Annotated in this window: 31 protein-coding genes; 11 read left to right on the forward strand and 20 right to left on the reverse strand. The window is 66.7% G+C overall.

All coding sequences use genetic code 11. From position 1 onward, the window contains the following. Positions 1–7 precede the first annotated feature (7 nt). The 15 genes from GJ693_RS01305 to GJ693_RS01375 all read right to left on the reverse strand — a co-directional run bounded on the left by GJ693_RS01305 (position 8) and on the right by GJ693_RS01375 (position 12,319). A complete protein-coding gene (locus tag GJ693_RS01305) occupies positions 8–2,248 on the reverse strand; it encodes a putative bifunctional diguanylate cyclase/phosphodiesterase (RefSeq protein WP_197041866.1) in 2,241 nt (746 codons plus the stop codon). Between the two features lie 382 nt (positions 2,249–2,630). Continuing rightward, on the reverse strand, positions 2,631–4,046 hold the full coding sequence (gene leuC / locus GJ693_RS01310; RefSeq protein ID WP_156254530.1) for a 3-isopropylmalate dehydratase large subunit: 1,416 nt from the start codon (positions 4,044–4,046) through the stop codon (positions 2,631–2,633). 175 nt (positions 4,047–4,221) lie between these two features. Further along, a complete protein-coding gene (locus GJ693_RS01315; protein ID WP_156254531.1) occupies positions 4,222–5,475 on the reverse strand; it encodes a cysteine desulfurase-like protein in 1,254 nt (417 codons plus the stop codon). A 29-nt stretch (positions 5,476–5,504) separates the two neighbouring features. Continuing rightward, positions 5,505–6,047 (reverse strand): peroxiredoxin family protein, encoded by a 543-nt coding sequence (locus GJ693_RS01320; RefSeq protein WP_197041867.1) that lies wholly within the window; start codon positions 6,045–6,047, stop codon positions 5,505–5,507. Positions 6,048–6,087: 40 nt separating this feature from the next. Continuing rightward, positions 6,088–7,101, reverse strand: coding sequence for a Holliday junction branch migration DNA helicase RuvB (gene ruvB, locus GJ693_RS01325; RefSeq protein ID WP_156254533.1), 1,014 nt, complete (start codon positions 7,099–7,101; stop codon positions 6,088–6,090). Between the two features lie 12 nt (positions 7,102–7,113). Then, complete coding sequence (gene ruvA / locus GJ693_RS01330; RefSeq protein WP_156254534.1) at positions 7,114–7,710, reverse strand: Holliday junction branch migration protein RuvA; 597 nt, start codon at positions 7,708–7,710, stop codon at positions 7,114–7,116. Then, a complete protein-coding gene (gene ruvC, locus GJ693_RS01335) occupies positions 7,707–8,198 on the reverse strand; it encodes a crossover junction endodeoxyribonuclease RuvC (RefSeq protein WP_156254535.1) in 492 nt (163 codons plus the stop codon). The genes ruvA and ruvC overlap by 4 nt, the downstream gene beginning before the upstream one ends. Continuing rightward, positions 8,195–8,608 carry a DUF4440 domain-containing protein gene (locus GJ693_RS01340; protein ID WP_197041868.1) on the reverse strand — a complete coding sequence of 138 codons (414 nt, stop codon included), beginning with the start codon at positions 8,606–8,608 and terminating at the stop codon, positions 8,195–8,197. The genes ruvC and GJ693_RS01340 overlap by 4 nt, the downstream gene beginning before the upstream one ends. 23 nt (positions 8,609–8,631) lie before the next feature. Next, entirely contained in the window at positions 8,632–9,372 is a 741-nt protein-coding gene (locus tag GJ693_RS01345; protein ID WP_156254537.1) for a YebC/PmpR family DNA-binding transcriptional regulator, read from the reverse strand. 63 nt (positions 9,373–9,435) lie between these two features. Next, the gene (locus tag GJ693_RS01350; RefSeq protein WP_197041869.1) at positions 9,436–9,765 is read right to left on the reverse strand and encodes a heavy metal-binding domain-containing protein; all 330 of its coding nucleotides are present in this window, start codon (positions 9,763–9,765) and stop codon (positions 9,436–9,438) included. An 11-nt stretch (positions 9,766–9,776) separates the two neighbouring features. After that, complete coding sequence (locus GJ693_RS01355) at positions 9,777–10,553, reverse strand: FAD binding domain-containing protein (protein WP_156254538.1); 777 nt, start codon at positions 10,551–10,553, stop codon at positions 9,777–9,779. Further along, complete coding sequence (locus GJ693_RS01360; RefSeq protein WP_197041870.1) at positions 10,546–11,022, reverse strand: (2Fe-2S)-binding protein; 477 nt, start codon at positions 11,020–11,022, stop codon at positions 10,546–10,548. Before GJ693_RS01360 ends, GJ693_RS01355 begins: the two co-directional genes overlap by 8 nt. 48 nt (positions 11,023–11,070) lie before the next feature. Next, a complete protein-coding gene (locus tag GJ693_RS01365; protein WP_156254539.1) occupies positions 11,071–11,709 on the reverse strand; it encodes a glutathione S-transferase family protein in 639 nt (212 codons plus the stop codon). 14 nt (positions 11,710–11,723) lie between these two features. After that, entirely contained in the window at positions 11,724–11,963 is a 240-nt protein-coding gene (locus GJ693_RS01370) for a DUF2312 domain-containing protein (RefSeq protein WP_156254540.1), read from the reverse strand. Between the two features lie 35 nt (positions 11,964–11,998). Then, entirely contained in the window at positions 11,999–12,319 is a 321-nt protein-coding gene (locus tag GJ693_RS01375) for a DUF1244 domain-containing protein (protein ID WP_156254541.1), read from the reverse strand. Between the two features lie 76 nt (positions 12,320–12,395). Between GJ693_RS01375 and pyk the strand changes: the two genes are divergently transcribed. Then, positions 12,396–13,847 (forward strand): pyruvate kinase, encoded by a 1,452-nt coding sequence (gene pyk, locus GJ693_RS01380; RefSeq protein WP_156254542.1) that lies wholly within the window; start codon positions 12,396–12,398, stop codon positions 13,845–13,847. Here pyk and GJ693_RS01385 read toward each other — a convergent pair. Together GJ693_RS01385 and ykgO are read right to left on the reverse strand one after the other, a co-directional pair. Beyond that, the gene (locus tag GJ693_RS01385) at positions 13,841–14,449 is read right to left on the reverse strand and encodes an HAD family hydrolase (RefSeq protein WP_156254543.1); all 609 of its coding nucleotides are present in this window, start codon (positions 14,447–14,449) and stop codon (positions 13,841–13,843) included. The genes pyk and GJ693_RS01385 overlap by 7 nt on opposite strands. 86 nt (positions 14,450–14,535) lie before the next feature. After that, the gene (gene ykgO, locus GJ693_RS01390; RefSeq protein WP_086116581.1) at positions 14,536–14,661 is read right to left on the reverse strand and encodes a type B 50S ribosomal protein L36; all 126 of its coding nucleotides are present in this window, start codon (positions 14,659–14,661) and stop codon (positions 14,536–14,538) included. A gap of 147 nt (positions 14,662–14,808) precedes the next feature. Between ykgO and GJ693_RS01395 the strand changes: the two genes are divergently transcribed. From GJ693_RS01395 to GJ693_RS01410, 4 genes are all read left to right on the forward strand, one after another. Then, the gene (locus GJ693_RS01395) at positions 14,809–15,204 is read left to right on the forward strand and encodes a RidA family protein (RefSeq protein ID WP_156254544.1); all 396 of its coding nucleotides are present in this window, start codon (positions 14,809–14,811) and stop codon (positions 15,202–15,204) included. Positions 15,205–15,270: 66 nt separating this feature from the next. After that, positions 15,271–15,906 carry a DUF4136 domain-containing protein gene (locus GJ693_RS01400; protein ID WP_197041871.1) on the forward strand — a complete coding sequence of 212 codons (636 nt, stop codon included), beginning with the start codon at positions 15,271–15,273 and terminating at the stop codon, positions 15,904–15,906. Further along, on the forward strand, positions 15,903–17,036 hold the full coding sequence (locus tag GJ693_RS01405) for a M14 family metallopeptidase (protein WP_156254546.1): 1,134 nt from the start codon (positions 15,903–15,905) through the stop codon (positions 17,034–17,036). Before GJ693_RS01400 ends, GJ693_RS01405 begins: the two co-directional genes overlap by 4 nt. 60 nt (positions 17,037–17,096) lie before the next feature. Continuing rightward, entirely contained in the window at positions 17,097–17,897 is an 801-nt protein-coding gene (locus tag GJ693_RS01410) for an enoyl-CoA hydratase-related protein (protein WP_156254547.1), read from the forward strand. Here the strand turns inward: GJ693_RS01410 and GJ693_RS01415 are convergent, their stop codons facing one another. After that, complete coding sequence (locus GJ693_RS01415) at positions 17,898–19,001, reverse strand: NAD(P)-dependent alcohol dehydrogenase (protein WP_197041872.1); 1,104 nt, start codon at positions 18,999–19,001, stop codon at positions 17,898–17,900. Between the two features lie 148 nt (positions 19,002–19,149). On the opposite strand from GJ693_RS01415, the gene GJ693_RS01420 reads away from it, so the two are divergent. From GJ693_RS01420 to greA, 6 genes are all read left to right on the forward strand, one after another. Then, positions 19,150–19,392 carry an exodeoxyribonuclease VII small subunit gene (locus GJ693_RS01420; protein ID WP_156254549.1) on the forward strand — a complete coding sequence of 81 codons (243 nt, stop codon included), beginning with the start codon at positions 19,150–19,152 and terminating at the stop codon, positions 19,390–19,392. Between the two features lie 13 nt (positions 19,393–19,405). Further along, a complete protein-coding gene (locus GJ693_RS01425) occupies positions 19,406–20,305 on the forward strand; it encodes a polyprenyl synthetase family protein (protein WP_156254550.1) in 900 nt (299 codons plus the stop codon). Between the two features lie 278 nt (positions 20,306–20,583). Next, a complete protein-coding gene (gene coaD, locus GJ693_RS01430) occupies positions 20,584–21,084 on the forward strand; it encodes a pantetheine-phosphate adenylyltransferase (RefSeq protein WP_156254551.1) in 501 nt (166 codons plus the stop codon). Next, positions 21,081–21,815 (forward strand): peptidylprolyl isomerase, encoded by a 735-nt coding sequence (locus GJ693_RS01435; protein WP_156254552.1) that lies wholly within the window; start codon positions 21,081–21,083, stop codon positions 21,813–21,815. Before coaD ends, GJ693_RS01435 begins: the two co-directional genes overlap by 4 nt. Before the next feature lie 67 nt (positions 21,816–21,882). Then, entirely contained in the window at positions 21,883–22,938 is a 1,056-nt protein-coding gene (gene queA, locus GJ693_RS01440) for a tRNA preQ1(34) S-adenosylmethionine ribosyltransferase-isomerase QueA (RefSeq protein ID WP_156254553.1), read from the forward strand. 1 nt (position 22,939) lies between these two features. Further along, complete coding sequence (greA, locus tag GJ693_RS01445) at positions 22,940–23,419, forward strand: transcription elongation factor GreA (protein WP_156254554.1); 480 nt, start codon at positions 22,940–22,942, stop codon at positions 23,417–23,419. On the opposite strand, the gene GJ693_RS01450 is transcribed toward greA, so the two are convergent. Together GJ693_RS01450 and GJ693_RS16715 are read right to left on the reverse strand one after the other, a co-directional pair. Continuing rightward, positions 23,416–23,781 carry a hypothetical protein gene (locus GJ693_RS01450; protein WP_156254555.1) on the reverse strand — a complete coding sequence of 122 codons (366 nt, stop codon included), beginning with the start codon at positions 23,779–23,781 and terminating at the stop codon, positions 23,416–23,418. The genes greA and GJ693_RS01450 overlap by 4 nt on opposite strands. Positions 23,782–23,799: 18 nt before the next feature. Then, the coding region (locus GJ693_RS16715; RefSeq protein ID WP_197041873.1) for a hypothetical protein at positions 23,800–24,184 on the reverse strand (385 nt) is incomplete at its 5' end.

Here is a 24,184-nt window from a genome sequence, read left to right on the forward strand (position 1 = left end):
TCAGGGCCTAGGCTGCAGCCTGGCGCGGTTCCGGGAACGGCTTGGGCTGGCCATAAAGGAAGCCCTGGGCCAGGTCGCAGCCCATTCGGCCCAGCACCGTGGCCTGGCTTTCGGTTTCGACGCCCTCTGCCACCACCTGCTTGCCCATGCTGTGCGCCAGATCGATGGTGGCACGCACCACCTGCTGGTTTCCGGCTGATTCTGCCAGCCGGGCGATGAAGCTGCGATCGATCTTGACGATGTTTGCCGGCACGTCGCGCAGCTGGATAAGGCTGGCGTGGCCGGTGCCGAAATCGTCCAGCGCCACGCCAACCCCGGCATCGCGCAGACATTCCAGCGCCTCGATCAGGGCGCCGCCCAGGCCGCCCATCACCACGGCTTCGGTCACTTCCACCACAAGCGCCTGCGGCGGCAGCCGGTGGCGGGCCAGTTCGTCAAGCACCGCAACTGCGGCCGCCGTGCCCTGCAACTGGCTGCCGACGAAGTTGATCGACATGGTCAGTTCTTCGCCTTCGGCGCGCAGCCGCGCCGCCTGTTCCAGTGCCGATTGCAGCACGAAGGCTTGCAGTGTCGGCAGCATGGTCGATTCGCGCAGCACGTCAGCAAAATCGCCGGGGCTCAGCAGGCCCAGGCGCGGATGTTGCCACCGCAGCAGCGCCTCGTGGCCAACCAGCGTGCCATCGAGCTCCACGACCTTCAGATAGTGCAGCAGGAACTGGCCAGTGGCGAGACCAACCCGGGCTTCGGACAGCAGCCGGGTGCGGGCTTCGGCCGCATCGGCCATGCTGGCATCATAGCTGCGCCAGCACCCGCGGCCGGCTGCCTTGGCCCGATACAGCGCGAGATCGGCCTGCTTGAAGATGCGCGACAGCGAGACATTGCTGTCATCCGACGAACTGTGGCCAGCGCAGATCGAGATGGTGAGATTATGCCCCGAATGGCGCAGCGGCACGCCCGACGACAGCGCAATCATCTGGCGGACAGCCGGCAGGCGATCGCGGGCCTCGCCGGTCAGCAGGATGACGAACTCATCGCCGCCGACGCGGGCGATGCTGGCTTCCGGGCCAGCCGCAGCGGTCAGCCGTTCGGCCACCGCGACAATCAGCGCGTCACCGGCATCATGGCCGGCCATGTCGTTGGTCTGCTTCAGGAAGTCGATATCGATGGCGATCACGTCGATGCCGCCCTGGCGGGCCAGCGGCTGATCCAGCATGTTCTGGAACAGCGCGCGATTGCCCAGGCCGGTGAGCGGATCGGTGGTTGCCACGCGGAACAGGGTTTCACGCTCGGCATCGGCAGCGTCGGCATCGCGGCGCAGCTGGCGGAAGCGATCGGCAATTGCGAGGGAAAGCAGCAGCGATTCCCAACCGATGGCAGAGAAGCCGGCGAGATCGACCAGATCATCCTGGGGCAGCAGGCCGAAATTGCGGAACAGGCGCAGCACCAGCACGGCCAGCGCCGGCAGCCAGCCGGCCAGATAATACCAGATCGCTCGGCTGCCGTTGATCGCGGCCAATGCTGCGCCGGCGGCCAGGCTGAGCGTGACCGCCACCAGCGCAAGGTTGAGCAGCAGGTCGCCAAGGGCGGCCGGGAAGACCACATCGAAGGCGGCCAGCACCGCGCTCACCGCGACAGCCATGCCGGCGATCTGGCCGAACTCGACCAGCCAGGGCGGTATTTTGTCCTTCTCGATCAGGCTGAAGAAGAAGGCGGCGCCCGACACGACGATCAGCCCCAGCAGCAGATAGGACGTGCGCACCGACGCCGGGCCGGCGAGGAACGGGAAGATGTTGAGGATCGAGCCCGTCCACACCAGCAGATAGGCAAGGCTGCCGGCAAGCCAGACGACATACCAGCGTTGGAAGCCGGTGCGCAGCCAAGTGAGCAGGAACATGTTGTAGACAAAGGCCGAAAACAACATGCCCATGACCAGCGCCACCTGCACCGACCAGCGCAGCACATGGCTCTGGTGACTGGCGTCGTCCATCGCCTTGATGGTGCGCAGCAGGGCAGGCGAATCCAGGTTGCGATAGCCGATCTGCAGCGCGGTCACATCGCGGCCGGCAACCGGCACCACGAAGCGCAGATTATTGCCGAGCGTCCAGTTGTGCTGCAGCGCGAACTGGCCGCGGCGCAGCACCGACACGCCGTCCCTGTGCACGACGCGGATCTCGATGGCGCTGAAACGGGTGTTGTCGACAATCAGATTCCAGCTGGCGGGCATTCCGGCCAGGCGGGTGGTGTCCACGGCGAACCAGGTCCAGCGCCCGGCTTCAGCCTGTGATCCAGTTGTCGGCGTTGCCGCCGCACCAGTGCTGCCGGACGGACACGGCGCAGCACTGCACCCGCCTTGCATCGTGTAAGCCAGCTGCACCGTTTCCGCACGCGCCGGCGCTGCCAGCAGTGCGAGAAACAGACCCAACGCCAGAACAGCCAGACCCCATGACTGCCTTGCGAAGGGGACCATCCGGTTCAGGCGAACCGGCTTCGGTCTGCTGCTCTTGCGCAACATTCCGTCCATTCTTTGCCCCTCGTCGAATCGGGACATAGAAGGAAAGGCGTTTAAGAACGATTACCTGAGCAGTTTATGTGACATTTCAACGAATAAGCCGGCCTATATTGGCTGATTTTCAGCCCATGAATTGCCGCACATCGGTGAGTCGGCCAGTGATCGCCGCCGCCGCCGCCATCGCCGGTGACACCAGGTGCGTGCGCGCGCCAGGCCCTTGGCGGCCCACGAAATTCCGATTCGAGGTCGAGGCGCAGCGCTCGCCCGCCGGCACCTGATCGGGATTCATGCCCAGGCACATCGAACAGCCGGGCTCCCGCCATTCAAAGCCAGCGTCGATGAAGATGCGGTCCAGCCCCTCGGCCTCGGCCTGGCGCTTGACGAGACCGGAGCCCGGCACGATCAGCGCCTGGCGGATGTTGCCGGCCAGCCTGTGGCCCTGCACCACGGCGGCGGCGACGCGCAGATCCTCGATGCGGCTGTTGGTGCAGCTGCCGATGAAGATATTCTCCACGGCCACATCTTCCATGCGGGTACCGGGAGTGAGGCCCATGTAATCCAGGCTCTTGGCCGCCGCCTCGCGCTTGGCGGCATCGGCAAAGCTGGCGGGATCGGGCACGGTGCCGGTGATCGCCACCACGTCTTCTGGGCTGGTGCCCCAGGTGACGAGCGGCGCGATGGCGCTGCCGTCGATCACGACGCGCTTGTCATAGGTGGCGCCCGGATCGGTCTTCAGCGTTTTCCACCAGGCCAGCGCCTTGTCCCACGCCTCGCCGGTCGGCGCCCGCGGCCGGCCCGCAACATAAGCGAAAGTCTTTTCATCCGGCGCGATCAGCCCGGCGCGGGCGCCGGCCTCGATCGCCATGTTGCACAGGGTCATGCGCCCTTCCATGGAGAGCGCCTCGATCACCGGGCCGGTATATTCGATCACATGCCCGGCGCCGCCGCCCGAACCGAGCACGCCGCACACGGCGAGTGCGACATCCTTGGCGGAGACCGAGAAGCCCAGTTCGCCCGTCACATGCACTTCCAGCGATTTCGACTGGCGCAGCAAGAGCGTTTGCGTGGCAAACACATGCTCCACTTCCGACGTGCCGATGCCAAAGGCCAGTGCGCCGAACGCACCATGGGTGGCGGTGTGGCTGTCGCCGCACACCATGGTGACGCCCGGCAGGGTGAAGCCCTGTTCCGGGCCAATGACGTGAACGATGCCCTGTTCCGGCGCATCGATATTGTAGAGCTCGACGCCGAAATCGGCGCAGTTCTGCACCAGCGCTTCCAGCTGCGCCTTCGACATCGGATCAAGAATAGGCAACCGGCGATCAGTGGTCGGCACATTATGATCGGGCACGGCCAGCGTCAGATCGGGCCGGCGCAGCTTGCGGCCAGCGAGGCGCAGCGATTCAAATGCCTGCGGGGTCGTCACCTCGTGGATCAGGTGGCGATCGATGAAGATCAGCGCGGTGCCGTCGTCGAGCGACTGGACGACATGATCATCCCAGATCTTCTGGTAGAGGGTGCGGGGGGTGCTGGTCATGGGGGCGGCTCTGCCAAGGCTTTCAGGCAAAATCCAGCGGCATTTCGGCGCCGCCATTTTTGTCGTTTTTGACACTTCGTATCGAATCTGGAAAAATCAGGCCGGTCCGGATTGTTCGCCATTGCGGCCAAGCGATTGATGATAATGACAGATTCGGCCTGTGTAGGACAGGATTTCAGACCCTGTTGGAAATCGCGCCAAGCGCCGCGATCAGCGTGTCCACCTCGTCCAGACTGTTATAGTGGGTGAAGCCCACCCGCACCGCACCCCGTTCCCGCAAGCCCAGCACGCCGGCCGGTTCCCACGCATAATAATAACCGTTCCAGACGAAGATGTTGCGGGCGGCAAGCTCAGCCGCAATGGCATCGGCACTGTGGCCTTCGATCTCGAATGTGAAGGTCGCCACCCGCTCGTGCAGCCGGTTGGCGTTAGCGATGCCGTGCAGCGTGACGCCCGACACCGTGGCGATGCCGGTCAGGAAACGCCGCATCAGCTCGGTCTCGTGCGCCTGTGCCGCCCCAAGCCCGGCGACCAGCCGCTGCCTGAGCGGCGCGTCGGCGCGCACCGTGCCGGCGGCTTCCCCCAGCCAGGCCAGATGCGCGATCGCCGCCGTGGTGCCGGCCATGGCTTCGAAGCTGGGGGTGCCGGGCATCAGCCGCGTCGGCATCTCGTCAACCGACGGGCGCACTTTCAGCGGCCGGATCAGGCCCTGAAGACGCTTTGAAATATACATCACGCCCAGGTGCGGCCCGAAGAATTTGTAGGCCGATGCCGCCATCAGGTCGCAGCCGATGGCGCCGACATCCAATGCAATGTGCGGCGCGGACTGCACGGCATCGACAATGCTCACCGCCCCCACCGCGCGGGCGGCGGCGCAGACGGCGGCGACATCGTTGATGGTGCCCAGGAAATTGCTGGCATGGCCCACGGCAACGGCGCGGGTGCGGCTGTCGATCAGCTCGCCAAGCGTTTCCAGTTTCAGTGCGAAGGTTTCGCGGTCCCACTCCAGGAAGCGCACCTCCACCCCACGCGCCTCGGCGGCCTGCAGCCAGGGCGAGACATTGGCGTCATGGTCCATGCGGGTGAGGAGGATATTGTCGCCGGCCTGCCAGTTGGCGGCGATCAACGGCGCCATCTGGAAGAACAGGCTGGTGGTGTTGAGGCCGAAGATCACTTCGTCTTCGGCGCAGTTGAACAGCGCGGCGGCGGCGGCCAGCGCGGCTTCGACGATGGCGCCCGTGGCGACGCTGGTGCGGAAGCTGCCGCCATCATTGGCACAGGCGGCGATCATGGTGTGGCTCATCGCCTCCACCACCCGGCCCGCAACCTGGGTGCCGGCCGGCGCATCGAGATAGAGGCGGGGGCGCCCATCATCGCGCAAGGCCAGCGCCGGAAAGGCAGCGCGCACCACGTCGATCGGCAAGTTCATTCTGGCTCCCCCGCTTGTCTGCGGGAGGCTTATTGGCCCAGCGCGTCCACCGCGGCAAGCACCGCTTCGGGCTGCGGGCGCACACGGTAATTTTCTTCCATCAGCCGGGCGCGAATGATGCCCTTGCGATCGATCACATAGACCGCCGGGCGCGGCACGCCATAGGCGCGGTTGCCGGCCGGATAGGCCGGGTCGCGCAGCTGCCAGCCATCGATCACCTGGGATTTGGGATCCGACAGCAAGGGCCAGCCGATCTTGCGCTCCACGGCGAACTTGGCGAGCACTTCAGGCGAATCATAGGACAGGCCAACCAGCGCATAGCCCTTGGCAGAGAGCGCCGCAGCCGCCTTGTCGTTCATGGCGATCAGTTGCGCCTTGCAATAGGGGCACCAGGAAGCGGAGCGGAAGAACATCAGCACCGTGCCCTTGCGGCCCGCCACCTGTTTCAGCGAGCGGGTCTTGCCGCTGATATCAGTGCCGGAAACGGCGGGCGCCTTCTCGCCCACGGCGGGAATGGCGGCGGCCGGCGCGGCGATGACGGTGAGGGCGATGAGGGCGGGAATGATGCGCATGCCAGCCATTCGCACCAGCTCCGCGAAAAGTTGCAGCGCCCTATTCGTCATCGAGCAGCGGCAGTTGCACCTGGTCCGCCGGCGGGATCAGGCCGAGATGCTTCCAGGCCGGGCCGTTGAGCATGCGGCCGCGCGCGGTGCGGGCGATCAGGCCCTGCTGGATCAGGAACGGCTCGATCACGTCTTCCACCGTGTCGCGCGCTTCCGACAGGCCAGCGGCCAGCGTCTCGATGCCGACCGGGCCGCCGCGATAAATGTCGGCGATCATCATCAGATAGCGTCGGTCCATGGCATCGAGGCCGAGGCGATCGACTTCAAGCCGGCTGAGCGACGCATCGGCCAGCCGCGCATCCACCGGCTTGCCACCGGCAAAATCGCGCACGCGCCGCAGCAGGCGCCCGGCGATGCGCGGCGTGCCGCGGGCGCGAGCGGCAATCTCGCGCGCGCCATCGGCAGTGAGTTGCAGCTCCAGCAACCGCGCGGCGCGGGTGACGACCTGTTCCAGCTCATCGACATTGTAGAAATTCAGCCGCAGCGGGATGCCGAAGCGGTCGCGCAGCGGTGTCGTCAGCAGCCCGGCGCGGGTGGTGGCGCCGACGAGCGTGAACGGCGGCAGATCGATGCGCACGCTGCGCGCCGACGGGCCTTCGCCGATCATGATGTCGAGCACCCGGTCTTCCATGGCCGGATAGAGGATTTCCTCCACTGCCGGTGACATGCGGTGGATTTCATCGATGAACAGCACGTCGTGCGGTTCAAGATTGGTGAGGATCGCCGCAAGGTCGCCGGCCTTGGCGATGACGGGGCCGGAGGTGGCGCGGAAGCCCACACCAAGCTCGCGCGCAACGATCTGCGCCAGCGTGGTCTTGCCCAGGCCGGGCGGGCCGTGCAGCAGCACATGGTCCATGGCCTCGCCGCGCGACCGTGCCGCTGCGATGAACACGCCGAGATTTTCGCGCAGGGACTGCTGGCCGATGAACTCGTCCAGCCCCTTCGGTCGCAGCGCGGCGTCGATGTCGTCAGGGCGACGTTGCGGGGAGAGATCGGCGGTCATGGGCGAGCCGTCTTAGCGCGCGCTCTTCTTCAAAGCTACGCGCACCACGTCGTTGAGGCCGGCCCCCTCGCCCAGTTCGGCCAGCGCTTCGGAGACGGCGCGGCTGGCGTCCATCGGTTTGAAGCCCAGCGCTGCGAGCGCCGAGACGGCGTCCTCGACGATCCGGGCGCCGGCCGTCACCGGCAGTGGCGCCCCGGCGACAAGCGCCACGCCGCCCATCTTGCCGTTCAGTTCATTGGCGATGCGCGCCGCTAGCTTCGGCCCGACACCATTGGCGCGCGCCAGTGAGGCGGCATCGCCGGCTGCCACCGCGTGCGCGACCTGGTCCGGAGTGAGCACGGAGAGGATATTAAGCGCAACGCGGCCGCCCACGCCCTGCACGGTGATCAGCGCGCGGAAGGCCGCCAGCTCGGATTCCGACGGGCAGCCGAACAGGGTGATGGCATCCTCGCGCACCTGCGTTTCGATGTGCATGGCGATGGGCTGGCCGACGGACAATGTGGCCAGGGTGCGGGTGGAGGCCTGCACCAGATAGCCGACGCCGTTCACGTCCATCACCAGCGCGTCGGCCGACACGCTGTCCACCAGGCCTTTCAGTCGCGCGATCATTGCATCAACTCACGCATGCTTTTCACCAGGTGCGCGTGGGCAATGGCCACCGCCAGCGCGTCAGAGGCATCGCTGCCAGCAATTTGCGCGCCCGGCAACAGCCGTTCCACCATCGCCTGCACCTGGGGCTTTTCGGCTGCGCCTGTGCCGGTCAGCGCTTTCTTGACGGCACGGGTCGAATGCTCGCCCACCATCAGGCGCGCCCGCCCGACACACAGCAGTGCCACACCGCGCGCCTGCACCAGCTTGATCGCAGACTGGGGATTGGAATTGACGAACACCTCCTCCACAGCCGCTTCGGTGGGCTGGTGGGCGGCGATCACCGCCATCAACTCGTCGTGCAGCAGCCGCAGCCGCTCCACCATCGGTTCGGTGACCCGGGTCTTGATGGTGCCGTTGGCGATGTGCCGCAGCCGGTTGCCCTCGGCCACGATCACCCCCCAGCCAGTGGCGGCCAGGCCGGGATCAAGGCCGATGATGGTCCTCACGGCCTGGTGGGCGCTCCGTTCGTCAAGGTCACAAACGTCTCGCTGCGCAGTTTCCAGCCCTGGGAAGTCGGCACCCAAACTGCCAGATATTCGCCGCTGAAGCGGCCATTGACGCTGCCGCCTGACCAGTGGCCGCGCTCCATGGCGCGCACGGGCGGGGTGGCGACGGTCACCACGTCGGGCGTGCGCACGAAGCCGAGGAAGCCCGGCGTCTTGAAACTGCGGGCGAAATAGTCGGTCATGGCCTCCGCGCCGCTGATCACTTCGCCGCCGCTGCCAGCGATGCCGACATAGGGATCGCCCAGCGCGGCGCGCACGCCGGCGGGGTCGCGGGCGGCTATGGCGGCGTTGTAGGCAGCCCGAGCGGCCCTGATTTCGGCCACCGGGTCGGCCGCGGCGGGGGTGGCCATGATCATCAACAGCGCCGCCAGCTTCACAGCGCGGCCATCACGTCGTCGGGCACGTCGTAATTGCCCCACACCGTCTGGATATCATCATCCTCTTCCAGCGCGTCGATCAGCTTCATCAGCTGCGCGGCGTCTTCGGCGCCCACGGTCACCATCGTGCCCGGCTTCCAGCCCAGCCTGGCCTGGCCGCTGTCGCCCAGCACCGGCTCCAGCGCGCGGGCGACGTCATGCAGCGTCTCGATGCCGACCCAGATTTCGTGGCCGTCCTCGCTCGACTGCACATCGTCGGCGCCGGCTTCCAGCGCGGCTTCGAACACGGCATCGGCGCTGCCGGCGGTGGCCGGATAGGAAATCAGCCCCAGCCGCTCGAAGCCGTGGGACACGCTGCCCGAGGCGCCGAGGTTGCCGCCATTCTTGGCCATGATTGTGCGCACGTTGGTGGCGGTGCGGTTGCGGTTGTCGGTCAGGCTCTCGATGATCAGGGAAACGCCGCCGGGGCCGAAGCCTTCGTAGCGCACTTCCTCATAGTTGGCGGTGTCGCCTCCCTGCGATTTGTCGATGGCGCGCTGGATATTGTCCTTGGGCATGCCTTCAACGCGGGCGGCGAGCACGGCGGCGCGCAGGCGCGGATTGTTCGCCGGATCGGGCATGCCCATCTTGGCCGCCACGGTGATTTCGCGGGAGAGCTTGGAAAACAGGGCGCTGCGCTTTTTGTCCTGCGCGCCCTTCCTATGCATGATGTTCTTGAATTTGCTGTGGCCGGCCATGATCGTTCAACTGGTTGGAAACGGGATGGCAGCGGCCTTAGCAACCCGTCCGCCAAACGGCAATCAGCCCAGCTTCACCGCCGTGCCGACCGCGCCCACCATCAGCATCGAATCCGATGCGCCCAGCGCGGCATAGCTGATCTGCACGCCGATCACGGCATCAGCCCCCAGCGCCAGCGCCCGATCGGACATTTCACGCAAGGCTTCCTCGCGGGCATCCTGCATGACGGTCTCATAGGAACCGGACCGGCCGCCGACGATATCGCGGATGCTGGCGAACAGGTCGCGGAAGATATTGGCGCCCATGATGGCTTCACCGGCGACGATGCCGAGATGATGCGTCGCCATGCGGCCTTCGACCGTCGGCGTGGTGGTGACGATCAGGTTCGGCATGCCGGTCTCCTTCAGGCCAGGGTGGCGAGTGCCTGTTTCAGCATAACGCCGCACAAGTGCGCGCGATACTCGGCACTGGCGTGGATGTCGCTGTTGAGATCATCGGCGGCCAGCACCAGGCCCGCTGTATCGGTGCCGGCGTTCAACGCGGCTTCGGCGTCCGTCCAACGGAACACGCCCGGCCCTGCCCCCGTCACCGCCACGCGCCAGCCACCAGCATGGCGGGCGACATAGACGCCGACCATCGCATAGCGCGACGCCGGATGGCGGAACTTGGCATAGGAAGATTGCTGCGGGATGGCGAAACCGACGCGGGTGATGATCTCGCTTTCGGCCAGCGCCGTGGTGAACATGCCCTGGAAGAAATCATCGGCCGTGTGGCTGCCGCGATCGGTCTCGATCACCGCGTCCAGCGCCAGCGCGGCGGCGGGATAATCGGCGGCGGGGTCATTGTTGGCCAGGCTGCCGCCCAGCGTGCCGCGGTTGCGCACCTGCGCGTCGCCGATGCCGGCGGCCAGGCAGGCGAGGCCCGGAATGGCGGTGGCGCCGGTGGCAACATCGGCATGGCGGGTGGTGGCGCCGATCCACAGCCGGTCGCCGTCCCGGCTGATGCCGGAAAGGCCAAGGCCTGTCAGATCCACGAGCGCATCGGGCATGCGCAGCCGCGATTTCATGGCCGGGATCAGCGTGTGGCCACCGGCGAGATAGGCGGCTTCGCCATCGGTGCCGGCAAAGGCGGCGGTGGCTGCCGAAACGCTGGCCGGGCGGTGCAGGGCAAAATCACGCATGGGCCGTCTCCATCGCAGCCGCGCCGGCGACGATTGCCTTCACGATATTGATATAGCCCGTGCAGCGGCACAGATTGCCTTCGAGCTCATGCGTGACCAGTTCCGGCGTCAGCTTAGTGCCATGCTTGCGCACGATTTCGAGGCCGGCCATCACCATCCCCGGCGTGCAGAAACCGCACTGCAGGCCATGAGCGTCGCGGAACGCCGCCTGCATGGGGTGCAGGGCGGCTTCGCTGCCGATCCCTTCAATGGTGGTGACGCTCGATCCATGCGCCTGCGCGGCCAGCATGGTGCAGGCCTTCACGGCCGCGCCGTCCACCAGCACGTTGCAGGCACCGCACTGGCTGGTGTCGCAGCCGATGTGAGTGCCAGTCAGCCCGAGCTGGTCGCGCAGCACCTCCACCAGCAGGCTGGCCGCCGGTGCCTCCACGCTGTGGCTCTCGCCGTTGATGGTCAGCGTCATCTGCATCAGCTCTTCCCCTTGTGTGGCCAGCTTAGGGGCCAGACCGCCCGGCAATCAAGCCCGGCTGGCCAACATCTGCTTCAAGCCTTCGGCCTGCTCGGCAATCGCCTGCGCGCCCAGTGCACTGGCCTTGGCGCGGGCCCACCAGGCCGCCAGGCCCGGCCGGGCGGCAATCAGCGCCTTGGTCGGCATCGGGCCGTCGAGCGCATCCAGGAAGAAGAACAGCGGGATCAGCGCCGCATCGGCCTGGGTAAAGCTGCTGCCAAAGGCAAATTCGTCAGCAGCGTTGCGGTAATGCTCGATATAGCCCAGCGCCTCGCCCATGCCTTTCAGCGCATCCGGCACGCCGGCCGGGTTCTCGCGGCCGCGGAACAGCCCGCCCAGCTGCGGCACCACATAGGTATCGGCCAGCCGCACCAGCAGCCGCACCTTCGCGGCACCGGCGGCATCGGCCGGCACCAGCTTCGGGCCCGGCAGCGCCATGTCGAGATAATCGGCAATGACCTGGCTTTCCGGCAGCGCCAGATCGCCATCGACCAGCAGCGGCATCTTCCCCGTCGGGCACAGCGCCAGATATTCCGGGCACTTGATGCCGCCTTCGAACTGCGCCAGCGTCACTTCGGCAACCTTGGCGCGGCTCACCAGCAGCGGCCGCATCACGAACGGCGACAGCTTGCCCCCATAAAGGATCATGTCATTCCCCCCAATTACAGGCCGATGGCGGCCCTGTAGGTTTCCAGCAGCGCCTCGGCCTCCTGCCGCGCCGCCGTCTCCATCTTCCTGAGCCGCACCAGCGTCTTCATCGTCTTGATGTCGAACCCGGTCGCCTTGGCTTCGGCATAGACGTCCTTGATGTCGTCGGCGATGCCCTTCTTTTCCTCTTCCAGCGTCTCGATGCGCTCGATGAACAGGCGCAGCTGGGTGGCGGACACGTTTTCTTCGCTCATGGTGGTCCCTGAAGTGAATTGAGATGCTGAGCGGGTTATCTGACCGCCTCGTTCTTCGCCAGCGATTCGGCCATCAGGTCCAGCTGCGCTTGCGTGGCCGGCTGCTGGTAGCGTTCCTTCCACGCGGCCTGGCTCATGCCATAGACGTGCGTGCGGCCCTCGTCCTTGCTCAGTGCCAGGCCCATCGCCTCGGCCTCCTCGTGCAACCAGTCGCCCAGGCAGTTGCGGCAGAAACCGCTCCAGCCCATCAGGTCGATATTCTGCACGTCACTGCGTTGGCGCAGGTGCTGCACCAGCCGGCGAAAGGCTGCGGCTTCAAGCCGTTCCCGCACTGCATCATCGGCAAATATGGTCATCGTCTTGTCTCTCTCCTGTGGCAATGCGCCGCATCAGCCGCTAGGGTGGCGGCGACTTCGAATAACGGGACGCAGTATGAGCCGACATCTTCAACCGCGGGGCCGCCGGGTCAAGGTGCTTGCCACGCTGGGGCCAGCCTCGAGCAGCGAGGAGATGATCAGCCGCCTGCACGCCGCCGGTGCCGATGCCTTTCGCGTCAACATGAGCCACGGCAGCCACGAGAGCCAGGGCCGGCTGATCGAGGCGGTGCGTGCGGTGGAAAAGGCCAATGGCCGGCCGATCGCCATCCTGGCCGATCTGCAGGGTCCCAAGCTGCGGGTGGGCCGTGTGGCTGGCGGCAGTGCGGAGCTGGCGAAAGGCCAGGCCTTCCGCTTCGATCGCCATGCCACGCCGGGCGACGCGGCGCGCGTGTGCCTGCCGCACAAGGAGATCTTTGCTGCGCTGCGCCCCGGTGCGCGCCTGCTGGTGGACGACGGCAAGATCGTGCTGCGCGCCACCGCGGTGTCGGCTGACGCCATCGACTGCGTGGTGGAGGTGCCCGGCACCATCAAGGACAACAAGGGCGTCAACGTGCCCGACGTGGTGGTGCCGCTGCCGGCGCTGACGCCGAAAGACCGTGCCGATCTGGCCTTCGCGCTGGATTGCGGGGTGGACTGGATCGCGCTCAGTTTCGTGCAGCGCCCCGAAGACGTCGCCGAAGCGCGCCGGTTGATCGGCGGCCGCGCCTCGTTGCTCGCCAAGATCGAGAAGCCGGCGGCGCTGGAGCGCCTGGAGGAGATCCTCGAAATCGCCGACGCGGTGATGGTGGCGCGCGGCGATCTGGGCGTGGAACTGCCGCCGCAGAACGTGCCACCGGCACAGAAGCGCATCGTTGCCATGGCACGCAGCCTGGGCAAGCCGGTGGTGGTGGCAACGCAGATGCTGGAATCGATGATCACCAGCCCCTCGCCCACCCGCGCCGAAGTGTCGGACGTGGCGACCGCCATCTATGACGGCGCCGATGCGGTGATGCTGTCGGCCGAAAGCGCCGCCGGCGCCTGGCCGGTGGAAGCCGTGACCATGATGGACGCCATTGCCGCCCAGGTGGAGGCCGACCCCGGCTATCACGGCCGGGTGCATTTCACCGAAGTCGCCATGGGCCGCTCCACGCCGGCGGCGATCACGGCGGCGGCGGCCGAGATCAGCAGCACGGTCGGCGCGCGCGCCATCGTCTGCTTCACGATTTCCGGTTCCACCGCCGGCCGCGCCGCCCGCGAGCGGCCGACCGTGCCGGTGCTGTGCCTCACCCCCAGCCAGACCACGGCGCGGCGCATGGCGCTGGTGTGGGGCATCCATTCCATCACCACCCGCGACGTGGTCAGCTTTGAAGAGATGGTCGCCAAGGCCAAGCGCATGGCACTGCGATCGGGCCTGGCGCGCGGCGGAGACCCGCTGGTGCTGATCGCCGGCGTGCCCTTCTCCACGCCCGGCAGCACCAATGTGCTGCACGTGGTGCGGTTGACCGGGGATGAACTGAAGAATTATTGAGCGAGCAGGCCGAGGCGCGCCAGTTCGGCGGCCAGCGGTTCGTGACCAGTGAACAGGTGGCCCACAAAGCCATTGGCCTCGCCAGCGGCCACATTGTCAGCACGGTCATCGACGAAGATCGCTTCGCCCGGCGCCAGGCCAAAGCGGCACAGGGCCAGCGCATAGATGGCCGGGTCCGGCTTCACCAGCCGCTCGGCGCCCGACACGATGATGTCGGTGAAATGGTCGAAAACCGGTGCGGTGGCGCGGAATGGCGCCCAGAACTCGGCGGAGAAATTGGTGATGCCAAACAGCGGCACGCCGCGCTGCGCCAGTTGCTCGACCAGGGCCAGCATACCGGGAATTGGCCCCACGATCGTCTCGTTGAAGCGCGGGCCGAACTGGCGGATCAGATCGGCTTCCTCGGGAAAGCGGGCGATCAACTCGGCGCTGGTTTCGGCAAACGGGCGCCCGGCATCGTGCTGGAAATGCCATTCCGGCGTGACCACCTCGCGGCAGAACCAGGCGAGGCGCTCGGGATCGGCGATCAGCGGGCGATACAGCGCCGCAATGTCCCAGCCATAAAGGACATTGCCGACATCGAATACCACCGCTTTTGCCATGACGATTCCCACAAAGAGCAAAACCCCCGCCGAATGGCAGGGGTTGCTGTGTCAACCGGCCGGCCGATTGGCCAGCGGCGCCCTGTTCAGCCCTGGCGGGCCTTGAAGCGACGGTTGGTCTTGTTGATCACATAAGTGCGGCCATGACGGCGCACGACCTGGCAATCACGATGGCGGCCCTTGAGGCTCTTGAGGCTGTTGCGGATCTTCATGATCAATTCCGGCAAGTGAATCGGTGGTCGAACGGAGGCCGGTCGCTAAGGGAGGCCGGCTGCTTTGTCAACCGATGCCGGCATTTGCCAGCGCCATTCCCGTGTGAGACGCTGTGGCCCTTCGAACGACAATGGGGGGACTCAATCATGGAACGCCGTGCCATCAATCCCACGCCCTGGCTTGCCCATTTCAGTGTGAACCACGCTATCGAGGTGAAGGGCGGCAGCCGTACCCTCTATCTGTCAGGGCAGACATCCACCGCCGCCGACGGCTCCACCCTTCATGCCGGCGACCTGGTGGCGCAGTTTGCCACCGCCTGGGCCAATCTCAAGGACGCGCTGGCTGCGGCCGACATGGCGCCGACCGACGTGGTGCGCCTCAACTTCTACACCACCGATGTCGAGCAATTCATGGCCCGGGCCGGCGAACTCGTGCCGATCTATGCCGCCGATGGCGTGCAGCCGACCTGCACGCTGCTGGGCGTGACCCGCCTGTTCGATCCAGACGTGATGATCGAGCTGGAAGCCACCGCCGTCGCTTGACGGATACTTGCAGGCGCGGCGCTGAAGTGCGACCAGTTGGGCATGCGTATTGTTGGAGTAGAGCCCATGGTTCGTCACATCCTGCCCGCCGCCCTGTTGCTGTGCCTGTCGCCGGCCGCGGCCAACGCCGCCACCGCCACCGTCGAAGTCACGCGCTTTCACTTGCTGGCGCCCCCGGCCCCGGCCATCACCGGCGCCAGCATCGCCTTTGAACCTGCGCCAACGCCAGAGGCGGCCGCCACCCCAGCAGCGGCCCCGGCCCCACCCTCGCTGCAGTTTGGTGCGCTGGCCGCCGCAGCCAGCGGCGAATTCGCCAAGGCCGGCTTCAAGCCGGTGGCGAGCGGCCAGCCCGCCGACTATGTGGCGCGGCTGTCGCTCACCGGCACCAGCCAGGTCGTGCCCAAGCGCTCGGGCTTCTCGATCGGGCTGGGCGGCAGCACCGGCGGCTGGCGCGGGGGCGGTGTGAGCGGCGGCGTCTCCTTTCCGATCGGCAGCACCACCAAGACGGTGACCGCAGCGCAGATGACGGTGCAGATCCGCCGCGCCAGCGACAACAGCACCGTGTGGGAAGGCCGCGCCAACAGCATCGCTCCCGGCGCCGATCCGATCAGCGCGGCGCCGGCCCTGCTGCAGGCGCTGTTGAAGGGCTTTCCGGGCCCCAGCGGCCAGGCGGTGAAAGTGAAAGTGAAAACGACCCCATGATTCGCATCGACAGCGCGTTCGACTCCGGCAACATCAAGGTCGAGCGCATTTCAGGCCCGCACGAGATCGTGCTGACCATCCCGCAGGACGCCCACAGCGATTTCTATCAATGGTTCCATTTCCGCCTGTCGGGCGCGAAGGGCCAGCGCTGCACCATCCGCATCGTCGATCTGAAGGGCAGCGCCTATCCCGATGGCTGGCCGGGCTATCGCGCCTGTGTTTCCGACGACCGCCAGACCTGGCGGCGGGCCGAGACCAGCTATGACGCCAAGTCCGCCAATGGCACGCTGACCATCAGCGTCACCCCGGCGGTGGACCAGGTCTGGCTGGCCTATTTCGCGCCCTATTCGCTGGAACGGCATCACGACCTGATCGTCCGCATCGCCGCCCGGCCGGGCGTGCGCGCCGACGTGCTGGGCCACAGCCTTGATGGCCGGCCGATCGACCGGCTGGTGATCGGCGATGGCCCGAAGACTGTCTGGCTCTATGCCCGCCAGCATCCTGGCGAGAGCATGGCCGAATGGTGGATGGAAGGCGCGCTCGAACGGCTCACCGATGCGGCCGACCCGGTGGCGCGCAAGCTCCGCAGCCAAGCCACCTTCCACATCGTGCCCAACATGAACCCGGATGGCAGTTTCCGCGGCCATCTGCGCACCAACGCCGCCGGCGTGAACCTCAACCGCGAATGGCACGCGCCATCAGCGGAAAAGTCGCCCGAAGTGCTGTGCGTGCGCGATGCGATGGACAAGACCGGCTGCAACCTCGCCGTGGACGTGCACGGCGACGAGGCTATCCCGCAGGTGTTCATCGCCGGCTTTGAAGGCATCCCGTCGATCACCGAGAAGCAGCTGGCACTGCTCGCCGACTACAAGGCGCGGTTGGCGCGGATCACGCCGGATTTCCAGACGGCGAAGGGCTATCCCGTCGCCCGCCCTGGCACCGCCAACCTGGCCATGAGCACCAACCAGCTCGCCGAACGCTTCCGCTGCCTCGCCATGACGTTGGAAATGCCGTTCAAGGACAATGATGATCTGCCCTGCGCCGAGTTTGGCTGGTCGCCGGAACGCTCCAAGCTGCTGGGCCGCGATTGCCTGGCCGCCATCTTGGAAACGCTGCCCGACCTTGGCTGATTGATGGGGTGACGGCGCCGGCGCGCCGCCCCTATCGTGCCGGCCAAAGGGAGACCAACCATGGCCTATGAGCATATCCTGTTCGACGAAGCCGACGGCATCGCGACGCTCACCATCAACCGCCCGCAGGTGATGAACGCCCTGCACATCGGCGTGATCGAAGAGATGATCGACGCCGTTGACCGGGTGCGCGACGAGGGCACGGCGCGCGTTCTCGTGCTCACCGGCACCGGGCGCGCCTTCTGCTCGGGCGCCGATCTGGCCGGTGGCGGTGCCGGTGGCGGCAAGCGTCGTTCCGGCCCGCCCGACGCCGGCGCGGTGCTCGAATCGCATTTCAACCCGCTGCTGGAGCGGCTGTTCGCGCTGCCGGTGCCGTTCATCACCTCGGTCAACGGCGCGGCGGCCGGGGCCGGCTGCTCCTATGCGCTGGCCGGTGACATCGTGATTGCCGGCAAATCCGCCTATTTCCTGCAGGCCTTCGTCAACATCGGGCTGGTGCCGGACGTCGGCTCGACCTGGCTGCTGCCGCGCCTCGCCGGCCGCGCGCGGGCGCAGGCGATGATGATGCTGGGCGAGCGCATTCCGGCCGAGACCGCGCTGGATTGGGGCATGGTCTACAAGGTGGTCGATGATGCCGAACTGGCCGCTGCCACCCGCGCCGTTGCCGAAAAGCTGGCCAAGGGCCCGACCCGCTCCTACGCCCTCATCCGCACGGGGCTGCGCGAGTGCCTCGACAAGCCATTGTCGGAAGGCCTGATGGTCGAACGCCGCAACCAGCTCGTCGCGGGCCGGACGGCGGACTTTGTCGAAGGGGTGAGCGCGTTCCTCCAGAAGCGGCCGGCACAGTTCAGCGGCAAGTAATCAGTCCATCACCAGCACAGGCTTCACCGCCACCCCGCTGGCCATGTCCGCAATCGCTTCGTTGATCGCGGCCAGCGGATATTCGCGCACCAGCGGCGCATGGTTGAAACGGCCGGCGCGGTGGCGGTCGATCAGCCACGGGATGAACACTTGCGGGTCGGCATCGCCTTCCACCGCGCCGCGCAATGAGCGCCCGCCGAGCAGCGTGTTGGGATTGAACGTGATTTCCGTGCCCGGCGCCGTCACCGCCAGCATGGCGAGTTCGCCGCGGCTGGCCAGCGCCTCCAGCCCGGCGCGGATCACCGGGGAGGCGCCGGTGGTATCGACGATGCGATCGATGCCGGTGGCGATGATCGCGCGCAGCGCCAGCATCACGTCCTGGCCATCGGCCAAAATCGTGTGGGTTGCGCCCAGTTGCCGGGCCAGATCAAGCCGGGCGGCCACCCGGTCAATGGCGACGATGGTGTGGCAGCCACGGTCCACTGCCGCCAATAACGCCGCCAGCCCGACGGTGCCCGCCCCCATCACCGCGAAACTGTGGTGCGCCTGCACATTCAATGTGTTGTAGGCGGTGCCGGCGCCGGTCTGCAGGCCGCAGCCAAACGGGGCGGCGAGCGCAAACGGCACATCGTCGGGCAGCTTCACCGTGTTGCGGGCATAGGCGATGGCATGATCGGCAAAGCTGGATTGGCCGAAGAAGCCGCCATAGACCGGCTCCTCGCCGCGGTGCATCGGCACCCGGCCATCGGGCAGCACGCCCGAATAATTGAGCGCCATGAAGTTGGCACAATATTGCGGATGGTCGTGGCTGCAATTCGGGCAGGTGCCGCAGCTGGCATAGCTGAGCACCACCCGGTCCCCCGGCGCCACGTGGGTGACGCCCTCACCCACGCTGAGCACCGTGCCGGCGCCCTCATGGCCCAGCACGTGCGGCAACGGCGTGCCCTGCTCATAACGCTGCACGCCAACATCGGTGAAGCAGATGCCGGTCGCCGCCAGCTTCACCAGCAACTCCCCGGGCCCGGGATCGGCCAGCGTGACGGTTTCGAGGGCAAAGGGCGCGCCCCGCTGGCGCAGCACGGCGGCACGCGTGGTGGTCGGCATTCTCACTCTCCCCAGGAATCTTGGCCAGTGTCGCGCCATGGTCCGGCGCCGGCCAGCCCGCCTTAATGGCAGTGACGCGCGCGCGCCCCACCTGCAGGCTCGACCCAACGCTTGACCACCGGCCATCACCCGTCCAGATACGGCGTCCATGGATACGCCTGCTGCCACCCAGCCCTCATTCGAAGCCGCCCTGCGTGAGCTGGAAGACATCGTGCGCAAGCTGGAATCTGGTGATCTCAGCCTGGATGACAGCATCGCCCTCTACGAGCGCGGCCAGGCGCTGAAAGCCCTGTGCGAAGCCCGGCTGAACGATGCCCGCATGCGCATCGAGCAGATCCAGCAGAATGCCGCTGGCGATGCTGTCGCCACCCGCCCCTTTGATGCCCAATAAGGGGGGCACGCTCATGGTTCCCGCCTCGCTCAGCCTGAAACCGGCCCTCGATGCCATTGGCAAGGCCATTGATCAGCGCTTCGACAAATTGCTGGCCGTTCCCGACGACAGCCGCGCCCGCCTCTATGAAGCCATGCGCCACGCCGTCATTGGCGGCGGCAAGCGCATGCGCCCGCTGCTGGTGGTGGCGGCCTGCGACATCTTCCATGTCGATCGCGAACGGGCGCTGCGCGTCGCGCTCGCCATCGAATGCATCCATTGCTACAGCCTGATCCACGACGATCTGCCCTGCATGGACGATGACGACATGCGCCGCGGCAAGCCGACCGTGCACAAGGCCTTCGATGAAGCCACCGCCGTGCTGGCCGGCGACTGTCTGCACGATATCGCCTTTGAAATCCTCGCCGATCCCGCCACCCACGAAGATCCGTTCGCCCGGCTGGAGCTGGTGACCGAACTCGCCGTGCAGTCCGGCCCGGCCGGCATGGCCGGCGGCCAGATGATGGACCTGGTGGCCGGCGACGTGACCTATGATCTGGCTGGCATCACCCGGCTGCAGCAGCTGAAGACCGGCGCCCTCATTCAGTGGTGCCTGGAAGCCGGCGCCATCATGGGCCGTGCCACGGAAGCCAACCGCAAGTCGCTGCGCGCCTATGCCCGCGATCTCGGCCTCGCCTTCCAGATTGCCGACGACCTGCTCGATGTCGAAGGCGAATCCGCCAAGACCGGCAAGGCCGTGCAGAAGGATGCCGCCGCCGGCAAGGCGACGTTCGTGTCGCTGCTCGGCATCGAACGCGCCCGTGACCAGGCCAATGCGTTGATCGATCAGGCCATCGGGCACCTGTCGGGCTTTGGCCCGGAAGCCGATCTGTTGCGTGCGATTGCCCGTTTCGCGGTCGAACGCGACCGTTAGGGCCCAAACTCGGTGAGGATAGGGGTCGGCATGGGCTGGAGAGACAATATGGCTAGGCGCGGGCGCGCTGGCGGGGCTTCGCCCCCCGGCAAGCGACCGCAACGACGCCATATTGTCTCTCCAGCCCACCCGGAGGGCGCCGTCAGGAAGGCCGATGGCGCGCTCGCTCGATTGCCGGGTAGCGCTGCTACCCGGCTGCACTCGCTCACTCCCATCGGCCTTCCTGACGGCGTGACGACGCCTATCCTCACTGAGTTTGGACCCTTGAGGAGCGCACCATGACCCGCATCGGCGTCTATCCCGGCACGTTCGATCCAATGACCCTGGGGCATATGGACATCATCCGGCGCGGCGCCCGGCTGGTCGATCGGCTGGTGATCGGCGTGGCCACCAACCCGTCGAAATCGCCGATGTTCACCCTGGCGGAGCGCAAGGCCCAGATCATCCGCGAGACGGCCGATATCCCCAATGTCGAGGTCGTCGATTTCGATGAGCTGCTGATGAGCTTTGCCGAGCGCCTGAACGCCACGGTGATTATCCGCGGCCTGCGCGGCGCCGGCGATTTCGAGTATGAGTTCCAGATGACCGGCATGAACCGGGCGCTGAATGACGATATCGAACAGGTGTTCCTGATGGCCGATGTCGCGCTGCAGCCGATCGCTTCACGTCTGGTCAAGGAAATCGCTGTCTATGGTGGCGACATTCGCAAGTTCGTTCCGCCCAGCATTGCCGCCGACGTGGTGGCGCGTGTGGGCGAAATGGGCATGAAAGGCCAATGATGCGTTCCCGGATATTGATTGCTGCCCTGTTTTCCCTGGTTGCCCTGCCAGCGCTGGCCCAGCAGCAGCGCATCGATCCCAAGGATCTGAAGGCGCCGCCCAAGCTGCCGGCGATGGCCGCCCCGTCCAACATTGCTGGACAATTGGCGCAGGTGAGCGATGAGAATGTGCTGTTTCTCGACCTGTCGTCGGGCGGCCGGGTGAAGATCGTCATGCGTCCCGACGTGGCGCCCAAGCATATCGAGCGCATCAAGACCTTGGTGCGCCAGGGCTTTTACAACGGCACCATCTTCCACCGCGTCATCGATGGCTTCATGGCCCAGGGCGGTGATCCGACCGGCACCGGCACCGGCGGCTCCAAGCTGGAAGACCTGAAGGCCGAATTCAACGATCTGCCGCACGTGCGCGGCGCCGTTGCCATGGCCCGCGCCCAGAGCGAGGACAGCGCCAACAGCCAGTTCTACATCGTGCTGATGCCGGTGCTGAAGCTGGATCGCACCTACACGGTGTGGGGCCGCGTTGTGGACGGGATGAAGTGGGTGGACGGCATCGAAAAGGGCGAGCCGCCGGAGAATCCGACCAAGATCATCCAGGCCAGCATTGCCGCCGATCATGTGCCGCCGCCGGATTTCGCGGCGATCAAGCCGGCGGCCACGCCGATTCCGGCCGGGGCGCTGAACCTGCCGCCGCCGGCATCCGGCACGCCGTCGGGGCCACAGCCGCCGCGGTGATGCCGCCGCGCTGATCCTTCCCCTCCCCCCTCTCCGCCAAAGGGCTGTTCCCCCGATGCTGCCAGAGATGCTTGTTTCCGATTTCGATTTCCATCTGCCCGAAGACCGTATCGCGCTGCGGCCGGTGAGCCCGCGCGACTCTGCCCGATTGCTGACCGTGCGCGGCAAGAATCTTGGCTCGCTGGCCGATCTGCATTTCATGGATTTGCCCGGCCAGCTTCGCGCCGGCGATGTGCTGGTGGTCAACGACACCCGGGTGATCCCGGCGCAATTATTTGCCCAGAAAGGCGACGCGGCGATCGGCGTCACGCTGCACAAGCGCGAGACCGCCAGCCGCTGGTGGAGCTTCGTGAAGAATGCTCGACGGCTGCGCGATGGCGACACGATCGATTTTGGCCGCGGCGTGGTGAAATTGACCGGCACCGTGGTCGAGAAAAGCGCAGAAGGCGGCGTGCTCTGGCAGTTCACCACCGATGGACAGCCGCTGGAAAGTGCGCTCCAGGCCGTCGGCGAGATGCCGTTGCCACCCTATATCGCCCGCCGCCGCGGCATCGATGCCCAGGATTTCAGCGATTATCAGACACTGCATGCACGGAAGGACGGCGCGGTGGCCGCCCCCACCGCCGGCCTGCACTTCACGCCGCGCCTTTGGGAGGCGCTGGCCGCTGCCGGCGTGACCCGCGAGACCGTCACGCTGCACGTGGGCGCCGGCACCTTCCTGCCGGTGAAGGTGGACCGCGTTGAGGATCACCAGATGCACGCCGAATGGGGCAGCATCGCTGCCGACACCGCCGCCCGCCTCAATGCCGCCCGCGCTGCCGGCGGCCGCATCATCGCGGTCGGCACGACCTCGCTGCGCCTACTCGAATCCGCCGCCGATGATGGACGCACCATCCATCCCTTCACCGGGGACACTTCGATCTTCATCACGCCCGGCTATCGCTGGAGGGCGATCGACGGTCTGATCACCAATTTCCACCTGCCGCGTTCCACCTTGTTCATGCTGGTCAGCGCGCTGATGGGCCTGGACGTGATGCGCAAGGCGTACGCGCATGCCATTGAAAAAGAATATCGTTTCTATTCCTATGGCGATGGCAGTCTGCTGATTCCCAGCGAGACCTGAGATGAGTGTCGCCTTCACCAAGGAATCCGACGCGGAGGCCGTCGCCGCCAATCTGCCCGACCGGCCGATCCCGGCGCACCCGAACCTGGTGACGGCCAGGGGGCTGGCGCAGATCGAGGCCGAACTGGCCGCCGCCCGCGCCGCCTATGCTGCGGCCCAGGCCAGCGACCAGATCAGCAGTGACCGCACTGCCATGGCGCGCGCCACCCGCGATCTGCGCTATTGGTCGGCCCGCCGCGCCTCGGCCCAACTGGTCGAACCGCGCGCCGGGGACGGCAGCATCGCCTTTGGCAGCCGCGTTAGCTTCGAGCGTGCCGATGGCCGCCGCCAGACCTACGCCATCGTTGGCGACGATGAAGCCGATCCGGCTCAGGGCAGCGTGTCCTACGTCTCGCCGCTGGCCCGCGCCATGATCGGCAAGGCGGTGGGCGATGTGGTGATGCTGGCCGGCCAGGAGGTCGAGATCGTCGCCGTCGATTAAGGCAATACGTTCAGCGTCCACACGGCGAGCGCAATAAAGGCGCTGCCGCCGATGAAGGCGTGGGCGGCCAGCGCAGTGCCAACGATTTCCGGGCGCGGTTTGGCCATGATGCCGGCGAACAGGCCGGAGACAACGGCAAAACCCAGCAGCACCAGCGCGATCGTGCTGTTCTGGGTCAATGCGGCGTCGCCCCGGCTCATCCGGGTGACCAGCATCACCACTTCCAGCCCGCCAAAGCCGGTGAGGAAATGGATGGCCTGCACCGCCTTGGGCGGCCGGCGTTCCGACAGGAAATACCAGCCCAGCACCAGCCCCAGCGACACGGTGGTGCCATAGATGATGATCGGCAACCAGACCTGCATGGACGCCCCTCCTCGTCGTTAAAGCGCTACACCATCTGGTGGCGGCGCAACAGCCGATGGCAGCAGCTTCAGCCACAGCCGGCGCTCACCGGGACCACCGGCCAGTGTGCCGGGTCGCGCCATCAGCACCGGCGTGACCGCCTGGAAGGCCACAGGATCGACATCGGGCGCCGGCACCAACCGGGTGATGGCGCCGCTGGCATCGATGGTGACGATCATCTCGAGCCGCACGCCGCCCGGCGGCAGCGCCAGCCGCCCGACCGCCGCCGCCAGATCACTGTCTACTTGGCTCCAGGCCGGACCGGGCATCGCCATGGACACGTCAGGCTGGGGCGGCGGCGCCGGCCGCACGTCCCCGCAGGGCACGGCCTGGCGCCGCAGCACCACCGGCCACCACCAGCCC

The sequence above is a fragment of the Sandarakinorhabdus oryzae genome (assembly GCF_009733735.1).
Lineage (GTDB): Bacteria > Pseudomonadota > Alphaproteobacteria > Sphingomonadales > Sphingomonadaceae > Sandarakinorhabdus > Sandarakinorhabdus oryzae.